This window comes from Paraburkholderia sp. MM5477-R1, assembly GCF_050436385.1.
Lineage (GTDB): Bacteria > Pseudomonadota > Gammaproteobacteria > Burkholderiales > Burkholderiaceae > Paraburkholderia > Paraburkholderia tuberum.
This window is the reverse complement of sequence record NZ_JBNDMC010000006.1, coordinates 1,352,991-1,376,482: the sequence shown is the minus strand read 5'-3', so window position 1 is coordinate 1,376,482 and position 23,492 is coordinate 1,352,991. Positions and strand designations below refer to the sequence as shown.

Here is a 23,492-nt window from a genome sequence, read left to right as displayed (position 1 = left end):
CGTTGGACAAGAGGTAACGACCGCTTTAACCACTGTTTAGCGTTGCGAGAGCTTGGTGCTGTCAAGCAAATCAAAGCGGCACACGCCCGGATGCTCGGGGTCGCGCGGATATACCAGATAAAAAGCTGCTGGACAAGACCAAACATGAACACGAAATCAATTGCACTTCGAGTTGGGCTGCTGAGCGCAGTGCTTGGCATTCTCACGGCATGCCAAAAAACATCCGATCAGGGAGTTACGGTGCTTCCTTCGTCGCAACGGAGCGCCAACGCCTCGAACGCCCCCCGGGTGCAAACGGTTATATCTGCCGCTAACGCGCCCGAAGAGTGGATCGGTGCGGTCCTGTCTGGCAAAGAGGCACCTAATAGCACTGGTTATTGCAAGATCAATTTCGATGTGGAAAACCACACAGGCGTAAACTTCTCCAAACTTTGGATCAAGCTGGTGACGCGAGATTCAGCCGGCAACGTCATCGACAGTTCCCATCTTAGTGGCCGGCTCAGCCCGCAGTCGAAGGCCACCATGTCTTATTGGTCCAGCCACTGCTCCTTGGTCACATCAGTGGACCTGCAAGGTATAGAAGAAATCTCTCAGGTAAATGGAGAATTCCTCCCGGCCGGCCCTGAGCGGCAACGCATTCTGGCAGTCCCGGTTCGATGGGTCAGCAATCAACAGGAAGGCACGATTGCAAATGGCGGTGGCGAAGGTGTATCGAAACCCAACGTCGCGTCGATGCCATTTTCCAGCAAAAACATGCTGGAGGCCGCCATTGATCCCTCGGCACCGGACAAAGCGCTCTATGACCGTTATCGCGACCAGGGTGCGCTCAATATGCAAAATTCTTTCTACGGCCTTTCAATCAATTATTTGACGGCAGACTGGTCGACGCGCGGAGCGCTCAACAATGTTGTGATGCGTGTCGGACCGGAAGTAGCCCCCGCTGTCGTGCGAGCGGCGCTCACTGCCGCGTGCAAAGTGACTCCGTCGGCATGGGTAGTTCAACTCGACCCATTGCCTCGGGGTCAAGTGAGCCGTGGTGGCGTCACGTGCACGTATACTCGCGCTCCTGACGCGTCGTACACGGAAATATCCATTACGAATGCCGGCGAGATTGACACCGCCGCAAATGTGCCAGCCCAAGTAGTCGCCATCGACCCTGCACCAACCACAGCCGCACCGGCGACCATGCCTCCGCAACCGGCGCCGCCGACACAGAGCGCCGCCTGCCAAAACCCTGCAGATTGTGCCAAAGCAATGCTCCGTGCCGCGAAAGAACAGAATCTGGCCGCTGCGATGGATGCAGCTCTCGCCATGGACGTGCTGCCAAAGCCGCAACGCGGGGATCGCGCTAACGCCCGGAAATTTAATCAGAACGGGCTTACGGCGCTCAATGCTGGCGACGCCAGTGCTGCGGTCACATTCTTCAAACTGGCCGCCGTGGCGGATCCGGGTGATCAGGAAACGCTCAGCAATCTTGCTTTCGCCTACTCCGCAAATGGCGAACAGATCAAGGCCGAAGATACTGCGGTTACAGCATTGGCGCTCAACGCCAGACGAGCGACCATCTGGGCCCCCTTGGCAGTCACACTAGCCAAAGAGAATCGCCAAGGCCAAGCGCTTGAGGCAATGTGGCTTGCCTATCAGTTTTCGACCGATAAGGCAAAAACCCTAAGCTTTATACATCGGAAACTTTCGTCGGAAACTGACCCGGCCGTTTTGAAAATGTATGCGAGCAGCGCCGCATGGTTCGAGCAAAACAGAACGCCGGACGATCTGTGACTCAGTTGGCAACATTCCAATCCATGCTGAATCGTCATCCTGAACTCGTAATTTTGAGTTGCTGATAACGGTCTCCGGTTGAAACATTTAATCAGTTGCCTCACGAACTGCTAGCACAATAGCGTACTATCCGGTACGCTTTTTTACGTTGTACAGAGATTGTTAGATTACCTGAAAGATCTTGCATTCGTTGCAGGCCCAAACTCCAAGGCAGCAAGAAGACCTGCCGCTACCTTCCCGGTCGATGTAAGATCATGCCGGCCTTGATTGATAGCTACCAACTGTCAGCGATGAAGAAAAAGCGATACGGATTTATCTATTCTTGCATCGAGCACAGAGGTACCTGCGTCGCCCTTTGCCATCGTCGCGGAACCAAACCTCAAGTCGTTCGCGTGCCGACCAACAGTTCATGGCCGGCTATCGCCTGATGCTTTTCGGCTCAGATCAATCCATAAGAGTCCACCACAACAAGCCGAAAACGGACATCCTACGCGATCGAGGGTCCATCGGACTTGTGTCACCGGCTTTTCGCCGGTGAGACGGCGAATGCCCCTTCGGGATACGATTCCAAGGGAGTACTGTCGGCGCAGTATGGAAAATCGTTCTTCACACGCTCGTCGTCTCTATAGATCTTAGACAGTACTTCACACATTCTCTTTAGACGAAGGCGAATCATGCCGAACGGTGGTGCTCCATTCTGTACGTGCCTCCGCATGAAACTGATAGTCGGCGCTACGTGATCCTTTGCCGTTTCCCCGGAATAGTAGACTCCTCACGCTAGCTCATAGAGTCGTTCACAAGTCGCCAATGGAATGGGCTTGTCGTCCAGGACCGTGGCAAGAAGTTGATTCATAAGAGACTTTATCCGTGATCGTCCGGGTAATGCGGTGCGATATGCTTGATAAAGAAAAACAACATTCACGGGCCGCGGTTCGTGAACGGCAGCAAACCAGCGCTGCATCATCGGCATGTGAATTGAGGAGCCAGCAGGAAACATGTGCCGTCTTCCGCTAGGCATCGCCATACTGATAATCATAGTTCTCAAGCACCGCTGTGGCTGTGTAGTTACCCCAGTTCCCACGCCGCCTACCGGTCTCTGAAATTAGATGCAAGTTTTTTCTGGCTCGCGACCCTGTGACATAGAGCAGTTTGCGGGCACTTGCTGCCCCGTTAGGGTCGTTGAAATGAGGAACCATCCCCTCCAGTAGCGCGCAGGCTATTACCACGTCGAACTCCGCTCCCTTCACGCCGTGGATCGTTGATACAGTGATTCCAGAGCGTTCTTCAAAAACCTTCCGAAAGAATGTAATGGCTCGACTTCCCTGCACGCCTTCTCGTTCCAGCCGTTCCACCCGCGCGAGTGACGCTTCGAAGAATGCAGTGTGGTGCTCCTGAAGATGCTGATGCATGCTGTAGTCGAGGTTGACCAGCGCAGAGAGTGAGTCGAAGAATTCGCGAAGGTAGCAAAGCCCGTCGGGTTCTGCGATGTGTATTGAATTGCAGTGCTTGAGGAATTGTTTTCGGTTGATCTGATGGAGCACCACGCCGACCTCGCTCAACGCGCTTAGCACCTCACCCGCCCACCTTAGTCGCCGCAGATAAGTGGATGGGGTCGGCCTAGTAAGAGCAAGGCAAGCGACCGGGTACCAGAAATTTTCGATGTCCCGGGAAAATGGTGCCATCCCTGGACCGTCGAAGGAGTATTCCGGCGCTTCGGTGACGAGCCGCCTCGTCAAAGCCGCGAGATGTATCCATTGCGGCGCGAGAACACAAATTTCGCTTGCACTTATGCCAAGAACTTGTGTGCTGTGCCTGATCAACCGCGCAATCTCGTTGACAAGATCGGTCTTGGGAATCGTGCTGTTGTAGCTTATAACGCTTTGATATGCCTCGTTCTCGCCGACGGCTTCGATCACGGTGCCGTGAATGTTGTACTGCTCAAAATAACCAACGATGCGCTTCGATGACCGGTAGTTCCGAGAGAGCGACCGTGGGGTGATCGGAAGCTGTGTCAATTCGCGAAGCTCCTCGAGAGCGATCGGATATCCGCCTAGCGATCCATATATGGCTTGGTTAGGATCGCCCACCATAAACAGACGGGCCCGCCCAGCACCGGCACGCAATATTGACCCTATGATCGCATACTGGATCTGCTTCGTGTCTTGGTATTCGTCGACAAGGACAAGGGAAAAGATAAGAGATAGCGTTGTCCTTATCGCGGGATGACCGATCAGTATCCGGCTTGAATACCAGAGGATCAGTTCAAAGTCGATTTGTCCGTTAGCTCGTAGAGCCGTGAAATACTCTCTTAGAATATTCCTAACACTTGGATGTTTCGCTGTCTCTGGACAGCAAAGTTGAAGACCGTCGCTGGTGACGTAGTATTCGCAGTCGTAATGTGTTATCCGTTGACCAGCATAAGGAGCACAAAGACTGTCGAAAAGCTTCTCCCGCTCATGTAGATCGATCACCCTGAATCCGTGAGCCAACCGGGGAAGGTAGATCGAGTACGGCTTCAGAATCCACTCAAGGCAAAACGAATGGATAGTTCCTATCCATAGCTGTGCTGTGTCAACTCCCAATTCCTCAATTCGGTTCACAATCTCGTCGGCAGCACGGTTGGTATACGTAATCGCAGCTACAAATTTTCGATCTGTTGTCAGACTCTCTAACTCGTAAGCGATTTTATACGTCAGTGTTCTTGTCTTGCCGCTCCCCGGGCAAGCGACGAGGAAGACATTGCCGGGTTCGAGGATCGCGGCAGTCTGCTCCTCATTGAGTTCGCGATTGTCCCAAGTGAACACTAGAGAAGATCCGAGAAGAAATCATGGATTCGATCCCCGGGCATTGCGGCCTCCATCTGACGTTGCAGAACGCTCAAGTCGATTGCACCATCTCGAAATTGCTGAAGAACGGCTCTTGCATTTTCTTCGCTTGCGAGACCTGCAGCTGCGACGTGAACCGCCCGATCGAGCCGATAGCTGTACATGTTGAAGTAGATCTCACGGGAAAATTCCGAGCGCGCAAACAGGATTGCCTCCCGGATGTATGGGGGAACTGCAGTAGTGGCGTCCAACACATCTGCCATCAGAATCGCAAACCAGCCTTTCCCTTCATTTGATGCCATGGTGAGCATGCGCTGCCCATAACGCGATCGGTCCCCGGACCGCAAGTCAGCCTCAGCTATCGAGATCGTGTCGGGATCAATGTAGACTTGGGAGACGACGGCACACGCAAGATCCACATTGCCCGCTAGTACGAAATCGACTTCAAACGTATGTGTTGCGTAGTGAGCGGCAAGCCAGTCGTTGCCCTCAACGAAGGCGTCTAAATCCGCCTTGCGTGTTTGACCCTTATCGTGTGAGTTCTGGCATTTTCTCTTGAAGCGGGTGATGGGTTCTGCGTCACCGATCGCAGGCGCCGGATCGATAAAGAGGCTGTCTAGGTCAGTGATGATGCTGCATCGCTTGCGGATTCGTTCGTCATGAAACAACAATGCAACGTTCTTAAAACCGGTACTCCGCACGTTTATCAGACTAATTCCTAGTTCGTCGAGACTGAGACCTAGCACTTTTTTGACCATGACCGGGATCAGAATTTCTTCTGCGTCGCCCTCGACGAGAATCACGCTTCGTGCGAACAAAAGATTGCTGCGAACGGCATCCAGATACCGTTGCACGTGGGTAACCTCGGTGGGCGTCAAGCCTGTTGCCGGCTGGTATGCTTCGCAAGCTTCGCCGGTTTTCCCGAGTATGTTAACGCTGCGGACCTTGCTGATTTCAGATATATGAGTCGAATGTGTGGAATAAATTATCTGCGTATCTGCGTACGAGATTCGGTCAAAAAGGGTCTTCTGGATGTGCGTGTGGATGTGAGCTTCGGGCTCTTCGATCAGCAGAAAATTTGCTACCGGCTCTCGCGTGGACTGATACTTGAACTCGAGAAGCTTCAAAGTTAGATAGATAAGGTTTGCGCCGCCAAGGCTCAGTTCGTGAATCGGCCCCTCGTATTGTCCTTCCGCCTCACCTATGAACAAACGCAATGACTGGAAGAGTCTTTCAGCTTCGTCTGGTAGGTCGGACCTGATGGACATGGCTGCCGGTGAATATGTCTCGCCCGCAGCGTCTTTCATAGTGCTCCGGATCTCCGATCGCACTGTCTGAACATCATCCAGGACTTCGATCGAAGCATTGAGTTCCTTCACCCTATTTACGATCGGCTCCATCGTGGCCGGGGGGATCTCTCCGCTTCTAGCCTTCAACAGTGCTAGTAGCGGGTTCGTGCGGTTGTTGTGAAACTCAGAAACCACGTCACGCAGCGCCTGAATGAAAGTGAGCGACACCTCTTTTGTGAGCGACAGCACCTGAGGTATCCGCGCACCGATTGCGGAATCGTCCACTGGCCCAGTCAGCGCTTGATTGAAGTCGCCCACGATCCGCTGGTAGACGACAGGATCTGCAAAATCCGTGTCACTTCTGCCAGTAAATACAGTCTCGTAGTCTGCGAGCGTGATTTGGCTGCGAAGAAGGTCAAGCGATGGCCGATCAAAGTCATCTACGGCAGCGAGCTTCAATCGCACGTCCTTCTTGGGACGGAAAATAAGGTTATAGGTGGCTCGGCCGATGGGTTCTTCGAGTGCTGCTGTCGCCGCCGGAACAACGCCTGTTCCATGTAAAAACAGTGCTTGAATGGCCTCGTCAGGGCCAATGTCGCTGAACTCGACACTAATTATTATCCAATGTCCCTGCCAGCTGTCGAGTCCGCGATGAAAATCCGATTCCTCCAGACGGTAGGCGGACCGAACCATCGTATCGTCGAGCAAGAGCCGAATCGCACGAAAAAGATTGGACTTTCCAGATCCGTTTTCACCAATGATCGTGTTGACGCCTTTCTGGAAAACAAGGCGTGCTCTAGCGAAGTTGCGATAATTCACTACGGTCAGCTTGGAGATATGCATTTCAGCTACGGACGCTCAAGTAAAATGCCATCGTACACCGGCAGCTTAACCGTGCACTGCCAGCGCTGCTGTATAACCGTGCGTGCTGTTGCCTTGGCGACACGATCCCGCGAGTCCGAAAACAGAACGCAGCGGGTCAGCACAATCGCGAAAGCGGGTCGTCTTCGCACCGGCCGCCCGTCAGGACCGACTTCCGGCCTCATTTGCCGCATCCACGTCGGTCCATCTTCTTTGTCACGTTGACATTCGCACGGTTGTCGCAGACGAAGCCGCCTCTGCAAAGCCCTCGCATGATCCGGGCAATCGTCATGCTGCAATTAGTCTCAGGTTATCTCTGCACAACTCGGGCGCAACTTCTATTCATTTCGGTAGGGAATCTCTGTTCGCAATCATAGGGCGTCCCTCCGCTATGTCGCGCGAACGCCAAGTTGATCGGACCGCGGCGACCGCTTTGCCGTCAGTTCCCGTCATCCGCTCGAGGCTGGCCGCGTGACTCCTATGGCCGATGACGCGACCTCCATCCCAGCGATTTCAATCCTCTCCCCTCAATCTTTATCGGCCTCCGGTGCAGTCTGCAGCGGCGTACAGTATGGCTGTTGAGACTGGAATCGGCGCTGGGACGCAGCTGGGTAGCCAGGTGGGTAGCCGCACTGCTAGCTTTGCGATACCAGCCTTATCTGGTAAGCCTTGTAGGATTCCCCCGAGATCAACGGCACGAATGGGTTTTGGAGTTCGTGCTTGCAGACTTCGACGAGTTAGAACGTCTTCAGCAGTCCATCAGCTGTGCATCTTCAGAGCGAATTGCCAGCTAATCGCGCGCGGAGCCAGCGGTTTGTACGTATCACGGACGAGCGGGCAATTGCCGGGAAGCGGATAAGGTCCTGCGTCTGTTCAACCATCCCCCTGTTCCACCGCCAAAACAAGCCGGTAAGCGAGATAGCAGGCATCGGGATGCATGTCACGCAGCACTGAAGGCGACAGGCAATGAGCGGTCTTGGCGGCAAGGTATCCGTCGTCACAGGCGGAATTGACGAAGGAATCTAATTGCAACTCACCGCTCGTGGGGCGACGGTCGCGTTCAGAGGGCGGAGCGCATCGAAAGCTGAAGCCATCCTTGCCGAAATGCGGCAAATCGACGTAACTGCGGACCGCCTTTCGGGCAAAGAAATTTTGTGTGCAATGCATAACATGTAGCTCAAGGAGCGAAGTATGCCAAGCAAACCCAAACCGGGCACCGAAGCCCAGCCGGCGCTGCCGTCGATTCCAAAGGAATTGATTGATCAGTTCGTGAAGGGGCCGATGACGGCGGAGACGGTGCGTGCTGCCTCTGCCGCGTTCAAGAAGGCGCTGATCGAGCGGCCTCTAGGCGCGACAAGGCTTTGCGGTCCACCCCTAAAACAATATCCTTTTAAATCAATCATCTGCTGTCTGGTCTTTCTGAGTCGCGTGAAGACCTTCCCGGCGGCCTTGTCCGGCCGTTTGAGGTCCTGGCCGGGTCAGTTTGGCCTGCATGGCGGCGATAAAGATCTTTCCTCACGCACCGCGTTTTCGTCCGGCCGGCCATCCTTAATTTGACAATACCCGCCTATCAAGTGCCAATGCCAGTTCCGTGAACTGCCGTGCACGCGCGTTCGCGTCCCCGTAGCGGTGCGCAACATAAATCCGGGTCATCGCGTCCTTGTCGTTCAGTTTCCTGAAAACCACGCCGGGAAAAGCAATGACTTGTAGCGTAGCCGGTACTAGCGATACCCCTAGTCCGGTCGCGGCAAGCCCGATTGTCGTCGACATTTGCTCCGTCTCCTGAACCACATTCGGTTCAAAGCCGCGCTTCGCGCACAGCGCGAGAATCTGGCTGAAGAGCGCCACGCCGCGCGGATAGGCGATAAAGGGCTCGTCACGCAAATCAATGATCCTGATTGACTTCGCCTGGGCCAGGCGATGCCGTGCATGCATGGCGAGTAGGAGCGGTTCCTCCGTCAAGGGTTCAAATACGATATCTGGCGGCTGTGGGCCGTCAGGTAGGCGAAGTAAGCCGACGTCGAGCTCGCGCTGCCCGATTCCCTCGATCTGTCTCGATGAAGACAGATCGTGCAACTCGATCTTGACCCTCGGCCGCTGCGTTCGATATGCGTGAATCAGGTGCGGAAAGATCGGCAATAGCGTCGATGCGTTCGTGAAACCGACCCGTAGGCGTCCGACTTCTCCACTCACGGTCTCCCAGACGCTTTCCTTCGCGTGTTCGACGCGAGCAATGATCGCGCGCGCGTCGTCAAGTAGGGCAACCCCCGCTTCGGTCAAAGAAACGGTGCGGCGCGTCCGGTCGAAGAGCCGCGCGCCGAGATCGGCCTCGAGCGCCTGAATTGCGAGGCTCAGCGGCGCCTGCGTAATGCCGATGCGTTCGGCGCTGCGCCGGAAGTGCAGCTCCTCGGCCAGAGTGACGAAGTATTCCAGATGCCGGATGTTCATTGATTTACTCTCTAAATCAGTAACCCCTATCCAAAGAATAAATGAAAACTGTTTAAGAAGCGATACTGTGCATCACCTACAGAACAAGAGGGAGATGGTATGGACGCCTCCCTCCCGCGTCGGATAGGAGAGGCAGTAGGAACGGCGGAGCCCTCGCTATACCCGACGGCATCAGAGTGCCAAAGTGGTGGTGTCAAAACGACCACTGAGGGTAAGGAGGGCTCGAAATGAAGACTACGACGTTTGGCGTGGACCTGGCAAAGCGGGTCTTTCAGGTGCACTGGGTAGACATGGACACAGGCGAGATCAACCGTCGTCAGCTCAAGCGCGAACAGCTCGTGACGTTCTTCGCGAAGCAGGCGCCCGCGCTCATCGCGATGGAAGCGTGCGGCAGCGCCCATTACTGGGCACGCCGCTTCGCGAGCTTCGGTCATCAAGTCCGGCTCATTGCGCCGTCATTCGTCCGACCGTTTGTGAAGCGCAACAAGACCGATGTGGCAGCGCGCAGGCGATCTGGGAAGCTGCACAACGGCCGGAGATGCGTTTCGTCGCTGTGAAGAGCGAAGCGCAGCAAGCGGTGCTGACGCTGCACCGCGTGCGCGCACAACTGCTCAAGATGCGTCGCATGCAGATTAACCAGACGCACGGCTTGCTGTACGAGTTTGGCGCGGCAGTGCATCGCGGCTCGCACAGCATGAACGACGCGGCCCGCATGCTTGGCGAGCTGGCCGACGCTTTGCCCGCCATGGTCATCGACACGCTTCGCGAACAACTGCAGCGTATCGAAGCGCTCACGCGCGACATCCGTGCCATTGAACACCGGCTCGCAGCATGGTTGCGCCAGGACGAAGGGGCCACGCGGCTCGCCGCCATTCCGGGTGTGGGCCTGCTCACGGCGACTGCCGCCATTGCCACCATCGGCGAGGCGAGTACGTTTCGCTCCGGGCGCGAGTTCGCCGCGTTCCTCGGTCTGGTGCCACGGCAAAGCGGCACGGGAGGTCGCGTCAAGCTGCTGGGCATCAGCAAAAGAGGCGACGTGTACTTGCGTACCTTGCTGATTCACGGCGCGCGCGCAGTGCTCTCGCATCCGAAGCACCTGAGCGACGCGCTGCAACGTTTGCTCGCGCGACGACCGTTCAATGTAGTGGTCGTCGCGCTCGCAAACAAAACGGCACGCACGATCTGGGCGCTGCTTGCCCACGCTCGAACGTACCAATCTGGTTACGTGGCTCACGCTGCGTAGAAGATCAACTAACTATGGAGACGTGGTCGCTAATAGGTTGCGCAGGTTGATATACATGTGATGGCGAAACAGGTCGGACCGCGGGGAAGCAAACCTGAATTCTGTCTTGTCCTTCGAGGACTCGCAGGAGATGAGGACTTCCCCGGCAGATTCCATCAGGGCCAGCGGATCACCATCCGCACCACAGGCCGGATATAAGTCTGCAACCTCATCCTGTCCGTCACACACCGAATATCACCTGGCAAACCGGGAGGCGTCCATATAAGACAGCATGAACGCAGCGGAACTCGTAGAACGCTTACGTGACCTGCAGCTGGTGATTGCGCTCGGCCTACGGGCATCACGTACCCCGGACGTCATTCGCTGGGCGAAGGCAGCGGGATATCACGCGATCTGGATCGATATGGAACACAGCACCCTGCCCGTTGATACTGTGGCGCAGCTGTGCTCGTGTGCGCTCGATCTCGGCTTGACGCCCTGGGTGCGGGTGCCTGAGCGCGACTATGGCACGATTAATCGTGTGCTGGATGGCGGGGCGCTCGGCATCATTGTGCCGCGCATCGAGACAGCCGCTGAAGCACGCCTCGCGGTCATGGCCACGCATTTTCCTCCGCTGGGGCAACGCTCGCAGATTGCAACGCTGCCCTACCTCAATTTCGACCGGGTGCCGGCGCACGAGCTCAACCGACGCCTGAACGAGGCAACGATGCTCGAGGTGCTGATCGAGACCCGTGCAGGGATCGAAGCGGCCGATTCGATCGCTGCGATCGAAGGCGTCGACATGTTGGCGGTTGGCTGTAATGACCTGGCCGCCGACATGGGACATATCGGAGAACTGACGCATCCGGAGGTGATCGCGGCATGCCGCCGGGTGATCGCAGCAGCGCAGCAGCACGGCAAGGTCGCGATCATCGGCGGCATGCCGGAGTGCGAATCGCTGAGCGAACTGCGGCGCGACGGCGCCGCCAATTTCAGATTTGCCGGCATCGATACCGATGTCTTCCTGGCGGCACTGCGCCAGCGGGTCGAGCAGAGCCACGCAGTCCTTTAATTCACCCCTTTCGTTATTTCCCGGATCATGGAAGAGACTACGCTGATATCTACCCCTATGCGCGACTTGAACACGCTGTCGCGACCGTCCTGCGACGTGCCTGCGCTCGCTTGCGATGCGCATATGCATGTGTTCGGTCCACTCGAAAAATACCCGAGCATCTGCGTTTTGATACGCGGTGCATATCAGCAAGTCCATTGCTGCGTCTGCCTATACTTAGCGCAATCGCCGTTCCGCTGGAGGCACCGACTGCAGGTCGTCGCGATACGTAAAAGATATCGACCGTTAAAGAAAAGATGTATTGGTGCGCAACGCAATAGATGGGTATCTTCATGGCAAAACACGTAACGCCGGCGGCGCTCGTAGCCGATCGGTGAACCGGCGGCACGACGTTGCTGACGTAATTATTGAAACCAGGAGACAAGGACTCATGCGTCCATCGACACCCACGGCGACCTCGGGCCACTGTGAAAAGTATTGGCGCGCGTCGAGCGGTAGCTCGAAGATGCAGCCATCGATCAGCCCTCAAAACGGACAACGGAGACGACTGTGTTTGCAACGCCCGAACTCATTGAAGCAACCGTGTTAGCCCGGCTCCCCGAAAAATTTCACATCAACGGACGCATCTCGGGACGCTTCGGCAGCCGGCGTTTCTACCTGGAAGGTCCTGCGGTCGCGCGGGACGGGACGTTCTATTTCACCGATGTCCCGTGGGGCCGCATCTTCCGCGTCGAGCCCGGCGACAATCAGGTATCACTCGTGCTCGAATACGACGGGGAGCCGAACGGAATGAAAGTGCACAAGGACGGGCGCCTCTTTGTTGCCGACAACAAGAATGGCATTGTCATCGTTCACCCGGCCACCGGCAAAGTCGAACAATTCGTTTCGCGCGTCGACAATGAGGGGCTGCTCGGACCGAATGACCTGTTCTTCTCAAGCGATGGTTATCTATATTTCACGGACCAGGGCCAAAGCGATATTCGCAGCCCGCATGGGCGCGTGATCCGCGTCGACCCGGAAGGTCGCGCGGAAGTTATTCTGCGCGATCTCGCCAGTCCGAATGGTCTCGTGCTGAGCAAGGACGAGAAGTCCTTGTTCGTCGCACTCACGAAAACCAACAACATCTGGCGCGCGCCGCTCGAGACCGTTCCGGGCTGCCCATTCGACCGGATCGACAGAACGGGGTTGTACATCCAGTTGTCGGGCGGCAATGGCCCTGACGGCATGGCAACGGACAGCGCCGGTAATCTGATCGTGGCCCATGCGGGACTCGGTGCCGTATGGGTATTCAATCCGATTGGCGAGCCCATTTACCGCATCAACACGACTGAAGTGGGACTGCACGCGGCCAACATCACTTATGGCGGCGAAGACAACAAATTGCTCTACATCATCGAATCGTCGTCTGGCTCGATTCTCACCGCAAGAATGCCGGTCACGGGCAAGACGATGTATTCGCATATGGTCTGACGTCGGCATCCGATCCAGTAATCATCCTTTCTTGGGAGAGTCAGATGTCCGTCGTACAGAATGCCGCGTTGCAGGCGTTGCAATCGGGGAAATTATCACTCGGCTTCGGAATCAGCTGCCTGCGCGGCGTGCCCGCCGCGGCAGATCGCGAAAACAGCCGGCTATCACTGGCTGGCGATAGATCCGCAACGATCCAGACTGGCATAACGGAGACTATGTCACGCCGCCGACGCAATGGAGTCGCCGCTGCGCAGAAAAGCGACGCGAACGATGTACTCTACTGGTTCGAATCGTCGTGGGACTACGATGCGGCGCCACAGCTCGCGAAGATCGAAGCACCGCTCTATGCGGTCAACTTTGCGGATGACCTCGTCAATGCGACCGATCTCGGTGTCAAGCAGCAGGTTCTCGCTGCGTTACCGCACGCACACTTCGTCGAGATGCCCGAAACTGCCCAGTCCTACGGACATATGACACTTGCGCACCCGGAAGTCTGGAAACGGTATCTGATCGAATTGCTCGCGAGCACCTCCGCTGCGTCGCACTGACGGGCCTCGCGATACGGCGGCTTTCTCGCGCACTCGCGTTGGCTCGTGCGAGTGCTCCGCGCGGTTGTTCAATCCTTTGTGCCGCCGGTGTTCGACGTTCAGCCCCATATCGCTGTTTGCTGCTGCGTGGCTCCTGGGCTTGTCGGTGATCAGCACACGCGGCGCACCTTCACTACGGCAGGCACGCCCCGTCCGCATGGATCAAAAGTGGGTAGTCATGCCGATCGAAACACCGGTGGCCGCCGTGCTTGCTGGATTGCGGTTAAACGCCGCCAGATTGGTCGGATCGGTCTGGTATGCACCTGTGAAACTGTTTCTGTCCACCTCGAGATAGACATTGGTGCGCTTGGACAGGAAATAGTCTGCGATGCCATAGGCAGTTGCCTTATGCCCGCTTGCGCCTCTCACATTGCCAAGGTTACTGGCAATATCGTCGTAATAGGCCGCGACCAGAATCAGCGCAGGGGTGACCTGATACGTGATCCCGCCCTGGGGAACGCGATCTCGTCTTTGGGAGCTGTTCATGCCGCTGCCGCTAACCATCAACTCGAAATACGACAGGAAGACACGCACCGGTCCGGTCTGCCAGTGTCCGCCGATCTGATAGGTCTGTGCCATCTGTGTGGCGTCGGCGTTATAGGTTCTCTGGTAGCCCGCGCCTCCTAACAGCGGACCCGTTTGGTAGGTGGCCGCTACCGCGTAGTTGCTGCCCGCTCGCGTATTGCCAGCGACACCGCCAACAGAGTAACTCGCACCGAAACCGGCGCCCCCTACTTGGCCCTTGTACTTCACCATGTTGTTAAACCGGCTGTCGCCGGTAAAGAAGTTGGTGACCAATAACGCGTCCGGCGCAATCGCCACGTTCGACCCCGAAATTTGATCTGGGTCGAGCGCGATGCTGAGCTCTTCCGCAACGGTGAATTGACGACCCAACGTAAGACGTCCATAACTGCCGGTCACACCGATATAGGCTTCCGTGTCAAAAAGTATCCCGCTTTTAGACATGGCCCCGGTTCCTGTTGAATAGCTGTTTTCCAAATCAAAGATTGCATTCGTCCCGCCGCCAAGGTCCTCACTACCGCGAAAGCCGAGACGGTTCAGAGTCTCGATGCTGCTGTACTGGAATGTCGCTCCTCCTTTGTGGTTGTTCGACCATCTAACTCCACCTCCTGCTATACCGTACAGCGTCACACTCGATTGCGCGTGCGCGACGCCCGATATCAGGACGAGCGACATTGCGGTCATCAGATTCTTCACTTTCGTCTCCTAACTATTATATTGGTACTTCCACCGGGATACTGACTTGATATCGCATTCAGGCCATCGCCGAATCAGCGCGCGCATCTGTCGGGTCAATGCCCGAACATGGCAAACTCTAGATGTCCTGAAAATTCAGGCCCATGGCGGTGAGGCGGATGCGGACCTCGCCGGGGCTGGGCTCGGGCAGCGCCAGCTGCTCGAGTTTCAGCACCTCGGGGCCGTCGGCGGCAATCCAGTTCGACAGCAGTTGCGTAGGGATCGCTCGGCTTGGTCGACCCGCCGTGCCCCAGGCCGTCCGGCATCACGATGAAATAGCGGCTTGCATCGAGCGGCTCACCGCGCGCGAACAGTTCCTGCCACATCACAGGCGAGAGAAACTCCTGGCTGCTACCCGTCGTGCCGTGCAACAGCAGCACCGCATTCGTCACCTCGCCGCGGGCATTGCGCTGCGGCGTACCGAACGTCACGTAGTGGATCCGGATTGCGGGCAGTAATGTACCGTCGGAGAAGTGAAAATCGTGCTCGCCAAAATCGGCGGCGTGTGCCGACGCAGCGTTTGCGGTGGCGGCACGAGCCGGTCCAATGCAAACGCCGGCGGCAAGGCTTGCCGTAAATATAGGGCGGATAACCAGCGGGGCATGCATGTCTCTCTTTCGGATGCGTTATTGTTCTGGCCGGAAGAGAGTGCCGCATCTCAGGCCACCTGCTTTAACTCGATGACGGCATGGCTGGACAATTGCGCGACCGCACTCCGCCATTCCTCATCCAATGCCTGGAAATGCCGCTCCTTTACGTGCCCGTAGCCGCGTATCTTGCCGGCGATCGAAGCAGCCCGCAAAGCAATCGGATGGTTACGGGTGTTACCGTGAGTGATGATCTGCTCGATCGTCTCTTCATATCGAGTGACCAAACCCCGCTCCATCCTGCGTTCCACCGTATAACCGAAAATGTCGAACGGACTGCCGCGCAGCACTTTCAGTTTTGCAAGCAACCTGAACGCAGGCAACAACCATGAGCCAAACTCTTGCTTGCGGGGTTCACCTGTTGATTCGTTCTTTCGGGCCAACAGCGGCGGCGCCAGATTGAATGCGATCCTGAAATTGCCCTCGAACTGCTGCTTGAGGCTCTCGATAAATTCCCGCGAGGCGTGCAGTCGGGCGACCTCGTACTCGTCCTTGTACGCCATCAGTTTGAAATACACGCTAGCCACGGCTCGGGTAACCGTTTCCTGCTGCGGCGCGACAATGCGCTCCCACGCGCGAACCCGGTTCACCCGCGAACGATAACGCTCCGCGTAGGCTGCATCCTGGTAGTCGGTCAGGAATCTCACGCGCCGGTCGATCAGCTCGTCGAGCGTCGTCGACATCAGCAAAGATGCTCTCGACTGTTTCGTTACTGCAAGGATTCTTTCTAGGGCATGCGGCGAGGCGGTCGCGCGGCGCCCCCAGAGAAACGCCTGTTTGTTGGAAGCAACGGCCACACCGTTGAGCTCGATCGCTGCGTTGATCGCGTCGGCCCTGATCGGAATCAAACCGCGCTGATATGCGTAACCCAGCATGAACATGTTTGCGGCGAGCGGGTCGCCCTGGAGGCTTAACGCATACTTCATCGCATCGACGAACTCGACATGGTCGCGGCCGACCGCCCGGGTAATACTGGCCCGCAAGTCCGCAGCGGGAAACTGCAAATCCGGATGCCGTGTGAATGCGCCGGTCATCGTCTCGTGTGTGTTGATCAGCATCCGTGTTGCGCCGTGACGCGTCGTGGACAGAGTTTTCATGCTGGCGGCGACCACCATGTCACATCCGAGCACCACATCCGCGCCGCCTGTCGCGATCCGTATCGACTTGATTGCGGCCGGGCTTTTCCCGAAGCGAAGATGGGACCACACGGAACCACCTTTCTGCGCGAGCCCCGCCATGTCGAGAATGCCGCATCCCTTTCCCTCGAGGTGCGCAGCCATCCCGAGGATCGCCCCGATGGTAACCACCCCTGTACCACCCACGCCCGTCACGATGATGGAGAAGACCCGCTCTTCGAGCGACGGAATCTCCGGTTCGCATGGTGCGGGAAACAGGTCGACGTCAGGCGTCACTGGCGTCGGCTTACGGAGGTTCCCACCATGAATGGTGACGAAACTCGGACAGAAGCCGTTATTGCATGAATAGTCCTTGTTGCAGGCGGACTGATCGATCTCGCGTTTCCGGCCGAACTCGGTTTCCAGCGGTACCAGCGACACGCAGTTCGATTTCACGCCACAGTCACCGCATCCTTCACACACGAGATCGTTGATCACGAGACGTTTTGTGGGGTCCGGAAACTGTTTGCGCTTGCGCCGTCGGCGCTTCTCGGCGGCGCATGTCTGGTCGTACACCAGCACGGTCACGCCCGGGATTTCACGCAATTCCTCTTGCACTTTCTGCAGTTCGGAGCGGTGATGAATCGTCACGCCTGCTGCCCAGCCAGCCTTTGCCGGATACTTCGACGGGTCGTCGGAAACGACGGCGATGCGCTGAACGCCTTCGGCGCGAACCTGCGTCGTAATCGTCACCGGGCTGAGCTGACCGTCATGGTGCTGCCCGCCCGTCATTGCAACCGCGTCGTTGTACAGGATCTTGAACGTAATATTCGTTTTTGCCGCAATCGCGGCCCGAATGGACAGCAGACCGGAGTGGAAGTACGTCCCGTCGCCCAGATTCTGGAACATGTGGGTACGTTTCGAGAACGGCGCCTCTCCCACCCACGCCATCCCCTCAGCGCCCATCTGCGTATAGCCGAGCGTGTTGCGATCCATCGTCTGCGCCATCCAGTGGCATCCGATGCCTGCATACGCCTTGCTGCCTGCCGGGATGACGGTCGACGAGTTGTGCGGGCAGCCGCTACAGAAGTAGGCGCTGCGCAGCATGGGCTCCGGGGCGAGCTCGATGCGAGTCAGTTCAGTGAGAAGCGCGACACGCTCCGCAATCCTGTTGTCCGCGGCAAGACTCGCCAGCCGCTGTCCCAACGCGATGGCGATTTGCACGGAGCTGAGCGACATCTCGACCGGAAACAGCTTTTTGCCGTTTTCATCCTGTTTGCCGATGATGACCGGCGCATGCGCAGCACCATAGAGAATGTCCTTGATCTGTGATTCCAGCAGGCTGCGTTTTTCCTCCACCACCATCAGCAGATCGAGGCCCGTCGCAAACTCGCGTAGCCCTTCGGGTTCCAGCGGCCAGGTGCACGCGATCTTATAGATCGCAACGCCTATCGACGCGAGTTCTGTTTCGCCGATTTCGAGGTCATCAATCGCCTGCAGAACATCGAGGTAGCTCTTGCCGTGCGTGACAATACCGATGCGGGGCTGGCGTTGCCCCAGCACGACCTTGTCGAGCCTATTGGCGCGTACGAACGCGCGTACCGCATCCAGCTTGAAATTGTGCAGCCGGTACTCCTGCTCCTGGGGCGTATCAGGTTGTCGAAGGTTGAGTCCGCCCGGCGGCATATCAAAGCTACCGGGCAGCAAAGGCTCTACACGCTCCGGATCGATGTCGATGGCTTCCGATGCATCCGCGGTGTCTTTTACGCACTTCAATCCGACCCAGCAACCGGAATAGCGCGACAATGCCCAGCCATACAGGCCATAGTCGAGAATTTCCTGCACACCGCTCGGGCTCAGGATCGGAATGGCCGCGTCTATCAGCGCAAATTCGGATTGATGGCAGGTGGTCGAAGACTCGCCCGTATGATCGTCGCCCATCAGAACCAGAACGCCGCCGTGCTTCGAGCTGCCGGCCATGTTGGCGTGTCTAAACGCATCGCCGCTGCGATCGACGCCAGGGCCCTTGCCGTACCAGATCGAAAATACGCCGTCGTATTTACCTTCACCGTCGGTTTCAGCCTGTTGTGAACCCCATACCGCGGTGGCGGCAAGGTCTTCGTTGACGCCAGGTACGAACACGACACGGGCATCGGCGAGAAATTTCTTCGCCTTCCCCAGTTCCGTGTCATATGTTCCAAGCGGAGAGCCACGGTATCCGGAAATATAGCCGGCGGTATGCAGTCCCTTGGCCTCATCGCGCCGCCGTTGCATGAGGGGCAGCCTCACCAGCGCCTGGACGCCGGTCAGAAAGATGCGCCCTCCGTCGAGAGCATACTTGTCGTCAAGGGTAACTTTGCGCAGTGCCATGTTCACTCCTTGGTCATGGATCGAATCGCCGCAGGCCGCTCTTTGCAATCCCATTGTTTCGCGCCATGCTTGCATATCATTTCCCATGATTCATCTCTAAATCGGTGATGACGACGGACGCTGTGGAACCCATCTGGGCGTCGTTATCCCGAAGCCGCCAGCGATTGGCGAGCGCGATTCCCAGCGAGCCACATACGGCAAGTACGGCGGTAAACGTGAACAGCTGCGCGAAGGGGAGACGTTCAGAAAGCAGGATGCCGCCCACCATCGGTCCGATGATCGAGCCCGCACGTGCGAGCGCCATCGCCCAGCCGATGCCCGCGCCTCGTGCCTCGACCGGATACAGCGCGCTCGCAATCGCCGGGAATGTCAATTGGCAGCCGATGTGACATGCGCCCACCGCAAACAGCATGACGAACGCGACGTTCCCGGCGGTGATGATGTGGCCGAGCACAAACGTAAGAACGGCGCTACCGAGAAATCCAATCACCACGGGAACAAAAGGCTCCATCCTTCTGGCAATCACCGAAATCACCAATGCGCCGAAGATTGCCCCAATGTTTAGCGCGATCGCCCCGAATGCCGCACGGGCAGGCGCCACACCGTTCATATTCAGCATCGTTGGAATGAAGCTGATGAGGAAGCTGGACACGATAAAGCTCGCCAGCACGCCGAACCACAGTGCGAGCGTTGCCGGCAGCCGTCCTTGACCGAGAGGATTGCCGATGGCTTGGGGGCGTCGCGATGTCCGGACCGACATTGCCCTAGCCGTCGGGGCGTCGTTCTGAGCGACGGATTGCGGTCGCGATGGCGACTGTGACGGTATGACGAGCAGGACCGGGATCAGTGCGATCAGTGCGCTAGCGCCGCCCATCAGAAACACGGACTGCCAACCGTACTGCATCATCAGCACCGCACTGATCGAGCCACCCACCACCACGCCCGCCGGGAAGCCGATACACATCAGAATCACCAGCGACGAACGGCGCTGCGGTGAGCTACTTTCTGCCACGATTGCGGCAAGGGGCGGAATCGCGCCGCCCATCCCCACGCCGCCAACGAAGCGAAGTGCGGCGAGCGTCCCCGCTGAACTGGCGAACGCGCATGCCAGCGTGAAGCAACCTGTGACGATAAGTGCAAGCACGAGCATGGGGCGGCGACCGAATCGGTCGGCAGCCGGGCCGACAGTCATTGAGCCGAGCATCGTCCCGACAAATCCTGCGCCAAACACACGCCCGAGCGTAGCGTGATCAATCTGCAGCGATTTTGCGAGTAGCGGCGCGATGAACGACAGCATGAGCGTATCGAGCCCATCGATCATCGATATGGCAAAGCAGACGAGCGTGATCCATAGCACTGTAGTGGCGGGTAGACCGGCGGTAGCGGGTGTATCGAACTGTTTCATCATGCATGTCTCCTGAAGGCAGGCATTTTTTTCCGCCAGCGCGCGTGCCCTCGCGTGCCGGTTGTGCCGGGGGCGTCCTGGGCGGTTACGTCGTATGCTGCCGCCACCCGTCTAGGCATCTGGATAACTCACGTTCGTAAAGCTCGAATCTCTGCGGGTTCGATGCAAATACCCGTAACCATCCGGCGCAGGCAGGGTTCGGCTGACAGGCCACGTTTTAGCGATTTTTTCGCATCAGTAGCCGAAGAGCCGCGCCGGGTTATCGGAGAGGATCAGCTGGCGAACCGCAATATCGTCGGTCCAGACAGCGAGCAGGTTGAGCAATTCGCCCGTGTCGCGCGTCGAATCCGGAACGTGCGGCCAGTCGGAACCCCAGATGAGCTTTTGCGGCGCGGTGGCAATGATGGCCCGGGCCATCGGGGCCACCGCGTCGTAACCGCGATGCTTGGCGATCCGGTACGGTGCGCTCAGTTTCAGCCAGCAATTGCCGTGTTTGAGCAGCGCAAGAAGACGATCGAAATCGTTGGCGGTGAGCCCGTCTTCTTCGAGCATGTAGCCCATGTGATCGATGGTGAAATCGGTTCGTACGTCGGCAAGAAACGGGATCAGGTTTCTCACGACCCAGCCAGGCGCATAGAATTGCAGGTGCCAGCCCAGGCTCGCGCACAGTCTCGACATACGCGTGATGTACTGCTCGAGTTCCATCGTGGGCAAACCGGCGCGGGCAAACAGGTCGAGCCGGACTCCACGTACGCCCGAACGATGGAAACTGTCCAGGGTGGCCGCATCGGTTCCCTCCTCGATCATCACGACGCCACGCGCAATGGAGCCGGCCCTGTGCAGCACATCGATCAGGCAACGATTGTCGGTGCCATAGAAGCTCGGCTGAACAATGACGAAGCGTTCCAGCTTCAGCGCGTTCATCAGTTGCAGATAGTGCTCGAATGTGCCGTCCGGCAACGTGTAACGGAGATGCTCGATGCTCGGGTATTTTTCGAGTGGACCGAACACATGCATATGCGCATCGCAAGCGAGCGCAGGCACGTCGAAGGACGGTCGCGACAGCGTGTTCAAGTCGCGCATAGGGGTAGATATCAGCGTAGTCTCTTCCATGATCCGGGAAATAACGAAAGGGGTGAATTAAAGGACTGCGTGGCTCTGCTCGACCCGCTGGCGCAGTGCCGCCAGGAAGACATCGGTATCGATGCCGGCAAATCTGAAATTGGCGGCGCCGTCGCGCCGCAGTTCGCTCAGCGATTCGCACTCCGGCATGCCGCCGATGATCGCGACCTTGCCGTGCTGCTGCGCTGCTGCGATCACCCGGCGGCATGCCGCGATCACCTCCGGATGCGTCAGTTCTCCGATATGTCCCATGTCGGCGGCCAGGTCATTACAGCCAACCGCCAACATGTCGACGCCTTCGATCGCAGCGATCGAATCGGCCGCTTCGATCCCTGCACGGGTCTCGATCAGCACCTCGAGCATCGTTGCCTCGTTCAGGCGTCGGTTGAGCTCGTGCGCCGGCACCCGGTCGAAATTGAGGTAGGGCAGCGTTGCAATCTGCGAGCGTTGCCCCAGCGGAGGAAAATGCGTGGCCATGACCGCGAGGCGTGCTTCAGCGGCTGTCTCGATGCGCGGCACAATGATGCCGAGCGCCCCGCCATCCAGCACACGATTAATCGTGCCATAGTCGCGCTCAGGCACCCGCACCCAGGGCGTCAAGCCGAGATCGAGCGCACACGAGCACAGCTGCGCCACAGTATCAACGGGCAGGGTGCTGTGTTCCATATCGATCCAGATCGCGTGATATCCCGCTGCCTTCGCCCAGCGAATGACGTCCGGGGTACGTGATGCCCGTAGGCCGAGCGCAATCACCGGCTGCAGGTCACGTAAGCGTTCTACGAGTTCCGCTGCGTTCATGCTGTCTCCCTCTTGTTCTGTAGGTGATGCACAGTATCGCTTCTTAAACAGTTTTCATTTATTCTTTGGATAGGGGTTACTGATTTAGAGAGTAAATCAATGAATATCCGGCATCTGGAATACTTTCCGCCTCGTAAAAGGCACGGGCCGCCGCCCTCTTCACGGAAAGGAGGCGCACGTAGGCCGACCACGACAAGGGAAACGCCTGTGCGACGGCGTCCGGTTCGGGAGCGTTTCGCGCTGGTGATCCTGAAAGCGGTCGCCCGGCAGAAATTGCAGACGGTGTCGGGAAGATCGGCGACGAGGAGGATTGTGCAGACAGCGTCTGCACAATCTGTTCAGTCGGCCAGGCGAGGTAAAAGGCCCGCATCTGCGCAAGGTTGCGCCAGCCGAAACCGACGTGGTTCAAAACCAGGGGTTTTGACGTTACACAGACGCGCGTAACCAGTCCGCGTGGGAACGCGGAATTTCAGATTCCGGAGGTAATCGCTGGATCGGCGGCCTCAGCCGCGGGTCAGACTCGCCGGGGTTGAGGCGGGCCCAGTCCGAGCAGCGTAAGCCAGTGCGGATGGTCATGGCCGCGGTGACTGTCAAGGTAGTTGGAACCCGCGTTATGCAGCCTCTAAGACATCGCAAAGGGGTTGCGTTTCGTGGTCTGCTTTCGGGTTAAGCCAGACACAACCGATCGGTTCCCAGTTGCGCAGCTTGCCGGACCATCGCGCCGGATGATGTTGTCGAGCGAGTTGATACAGCTGCCGACGCTTCTCCAGGATCGCCGTATCCTGCCCTGCGTGCCGATGCGCTGGTGCGACGAACCGGATCGCGCTATGGCGATGCTCGTGGTTGTACCAATCAACAAAGTGATGCACCCAGAGACGTGCGTCTTGCAGGCTTTCGAAGCCTTCAGGCGGGTAATCCGGGCGATACTTGCACGTCCGGAATAAGGCCCGAATCGAACGAAGACCTGCAGCCGCTCGCCGTCGCGAAGCTGCTCAAGGCGCTCGTCGACAGGGAGCAGCCGCAACTGGTGATCCTCGGCAAACAATGGAAATGACGTGACCGTCCATGGCGCGATGCGCCATCGGGCAACAGCATGCACCTGCGATGACGCTTAGCAGTAGTGCCGCAGGTTGATCATCGTATAGGCAAGCGTTTTGAACGCGTAGTGGAGCGCACTGAGACGTTCGAAGCGCAGTAGCAGCCGGCGGAACTTGAAAATCATCTA

General features: G+C 57.6%; 15 protein-coding genes and 5 pseudogenes. 7 read left to right on the top strand and 13 right to left on the bottom strand.

Going from position 1 to position 23,492, the window contains the following annotated elements; genetic code table 11:
• Nucleotides 1-144 precede the first annotated feature (144 nt).
• The gene (locus tag OKW35_RS24710) at nt 145-1,779 is read left to right on the top strand and encodes a tetratricopeptide repeat protein (protein WP_429553372.1); all 1,635 of its coding nucleotides are present in this window, start codon (nt 145-147) and stop codon (nt 1,777-1,779) included.
• 1,010 nt (nt 1,780-2,789) lie between these two features.
• Here OKW35_RS24710 and OKW35_RS24705 read toward each other — a convergent pair.
• From OKW35_RS24705 to OKW35_RS24695, 3 genes are all read right to left on the bottom strand, one after another.
• A complete protein-coding gene (locus tag OKW35_RS24705) occupies nt 2,790-4,583 on the bottom strand; it encodes a UvrD-helicase domain-containing protein (RefSeq protein WP_429553371.1) in 1,794 nt (597 codons plus the stop codon).
• Nucleotides 4,583-6,736, bottom strand: a complete 2,154-nt coding sequence (locus tag OKW35_RS24700) for an ATP-dependent nuclease (RefSeq protein WP_429553370.1) — start codon at nt 6,734-6,736, stop codon at nt 4,583-4,585. The genes OKW35_RS24705 and OKW35_RS24700 overlap by 1 nt, the downstream gene beginning before the upstream one ends.
• A gap of 891 nt (nt 6,737-7,627) precedes the next feature.
• Complete coding sequence (locus tag OKW35_RS24695; protein ID WP_429553369.1) at nt 7,628-7,921, bottom strand: hypothetical protein; 294 nt, start codon at nt 7,919-7,921, stop codon at nt 7,628-7,630.
• Between the two features lie 24 nt (nt 7,922-7,945).
• Here OKW35_RS24695 and OKW35_RS24690 point away from each other — a divergent pair.
• A pseudogene (locus OKW35_RS24690) lies at nt 7,946-8,107 on the top strand (IS256 family transposase); the annotation flags it as partial.
• A 195-nt stretch (nt 8,108-8,302) separates the two neighbouring features.
• On the opposite strand, the gene OKW35_RS24685 reads toward OKW35_RS24690, so the two are convergent.
• Nucleotides 8,303-9,202, bottom strand: coding sequence for a LysR family transcriptional regulator (locus OKW35_RS24685; protein WP_429553368.1), 900 nt, complete (start codon nt 9,200-9,202; stop codon nt 8,303-8,305).
• A 227-nt stretch (nt 9,203-9,429) separates the two neighbouring features.
• Here OKW35_RS24685 and OKW35_RS24680 point away from each other — a divergent pair.
• The 4 genes and pseudogenes from OKW35_RS24680 (at nt 9,430) to OKW35_RS24665 (ending at nt 13,514) form a co-directional block, all read left to right on the top strand.
• Nucleotides 9,430-10,445 (top strand): annotated as a pseudogene (locus OKW35_RS24680) (IS110 family transposase).
• A gap of 271 nt (nt 10,446-10,716) precedes the next feature.
• Entirely contained in the window at nt 10,717-11,496 is a 780-nt protein-coding gene (locus OKW35_RS24675) for an HpcH/HpaI aldolase family protein (protein WP_429553367.1), read from the top strand.
• A gap of 582 nt (nt 11,497-12,078) precedes the next feature.
• Nucleotides 12,079-12,966, top strand: coding sequence for an SMP-30/gluconolactonase/LRE family protein (locus OKW35_RS24670; protein WP_429553366.1), 888 nt, complete (start codon nt 12,079-12,081; stop codon nt 12,964-12,966).
• Between the two features lie 44 nt (nt 12,967-13,010).
• Nucleotides 13,011-13,514 (top strand): hypothetical protein, encoded by a 504-nt coding sequence (locus OKW35_RS24665; RefSeq protein ID WP_429553880.1) that lies wholly within the window; start codon nt 13,011-13,013, stop codon nt 13,512-13,514.
• 21 nt (nt 13,515-13,535) lie between these two features.
• Here OKW35_RS24665 and OKW35_RS24660 read toward each other — a convergent pair.
• The 9 genes and pseudogenes from OKW35_RS24660 to OKW35_RS24620 form a co-directional block, all read right to left on the bottom strand.
• Nucleotides 13,536-13,691, bottom strand: a pseudogene (locus tag OKW35_RS24660) (IS6 family transposase); the annotation flags it as partial.
• A 24-nt stretch (nt 13,692-13,715) separates the two neighbouring features.
• Nucleotides 13,716-14,771, bottom strand: coding sequence for a porin (locus OKW35_RS24655; protein WP_429553365.1), 1,056 nt, complete (start codon nt 14,769-14,771; stop codon nt 13,716-13,718).
• 95 nt (nt 14,772-14,866) lie between these two features.
• Complete coding sequence (locus OKW35_RS24650) at nt 14,867-15,418, bottom strand: hypothetical protein (protein ID WP_429553364.1); 552 nt, start codon at nt 15,416-15,418, stop codon at nt 14,867-14,869.
• A gap of 50 nt (nt 15,419-15,468) precedes the next feature.
• On the bottom strand, nt 15,469-18,942 hold the full coding sequence (locus tag OKW35_RS24645; protein ID WP_429553363.1) for an indolepyruvate ferredoxin oxidoreductase family protein: 3,474 nt from the start codon (nt 18,940-18,942) through the stop codon (nt 15,469-15,471).
• A gap of 76 nt (nt 18,943-19,018) precedes the next feature.
• Nucleotides 19,019-20,350 (bottom strand): MFS transporter, encoded by a 1,332-nt coding sequence (locus OKW35_RS24640; protein ID WP_429553362.1) that lies wholly within the window; start codon nt 20,348-20,350, stop codon nt 19,019-19,021.
• A gap of 231 nt (nt 20,351-20,581) precedes the next feature.
• Nucleotides 20,582-21,364 carry an amidohydrolase family protein gene (locus OKW35_RS24635; RefSeq protein ID WP_429553839.1) on the bottom strand — a complete coding sequence of 261 codons (783 nt, stop codon included), beginning with the start codon at nt 21,362-21,364 and terminating at the stop codon, nt 20,582-20,584.
• 123 nt (nt 21,365-21,487) lie between these two features.
• Nucleotides 21,488-22,267 carry an HpcH/HpaI aldolase family protein gene (locus OKW35_RS24630; protein WP_429553361.1) on the bottom strand — a complete coding sequence of 260 codons (780 nt, stop codon included), beginning with the start codon at nt 22,265-22,267 and terminating at the stop codon, nt 21,488-21,490.
• Nucleotides 22,268-22,343: 76 nt separating this feature from the next.
• Nucleotides 22,344-22,676 carry a DUF1016 N-terminal domain-containing protein gene (locus tag OKW35_RS24625; protein WP_429553360.1) on the bottom strand — a complete coding sequence of 111 codons (333 nt, stop codon included), beginning with the start codon at nt 22,674-22,676 and terminating at the stop codon, nt 22,344-22,346.
• A gap of 202 nt (nt 22,677-22,878) precedes the next feature.
• Nucleotides 22,879-23,214 (bottom strand): annotated as a pseudogene (locus OKW35_RS24620) (integrase core domain-containing protein); the annotation flags it as partial.
• Between the two features lie 8 nt (nt 23,215-23,222).
• Here OKW35_RS24620 and OKW35_RS24615 point away from each other — a divergent pair.
• Nucleotides 23,223-23,312 (top strand): annotated as a pseudogene (locus OKW35_RS24615) (electron transfer flavoprotein subunit beta/FixA family protein); the annotation flags it as partial.
• Between the last annotated feature and the right edge of the window lie 180 nt (nt 23,313-23,492).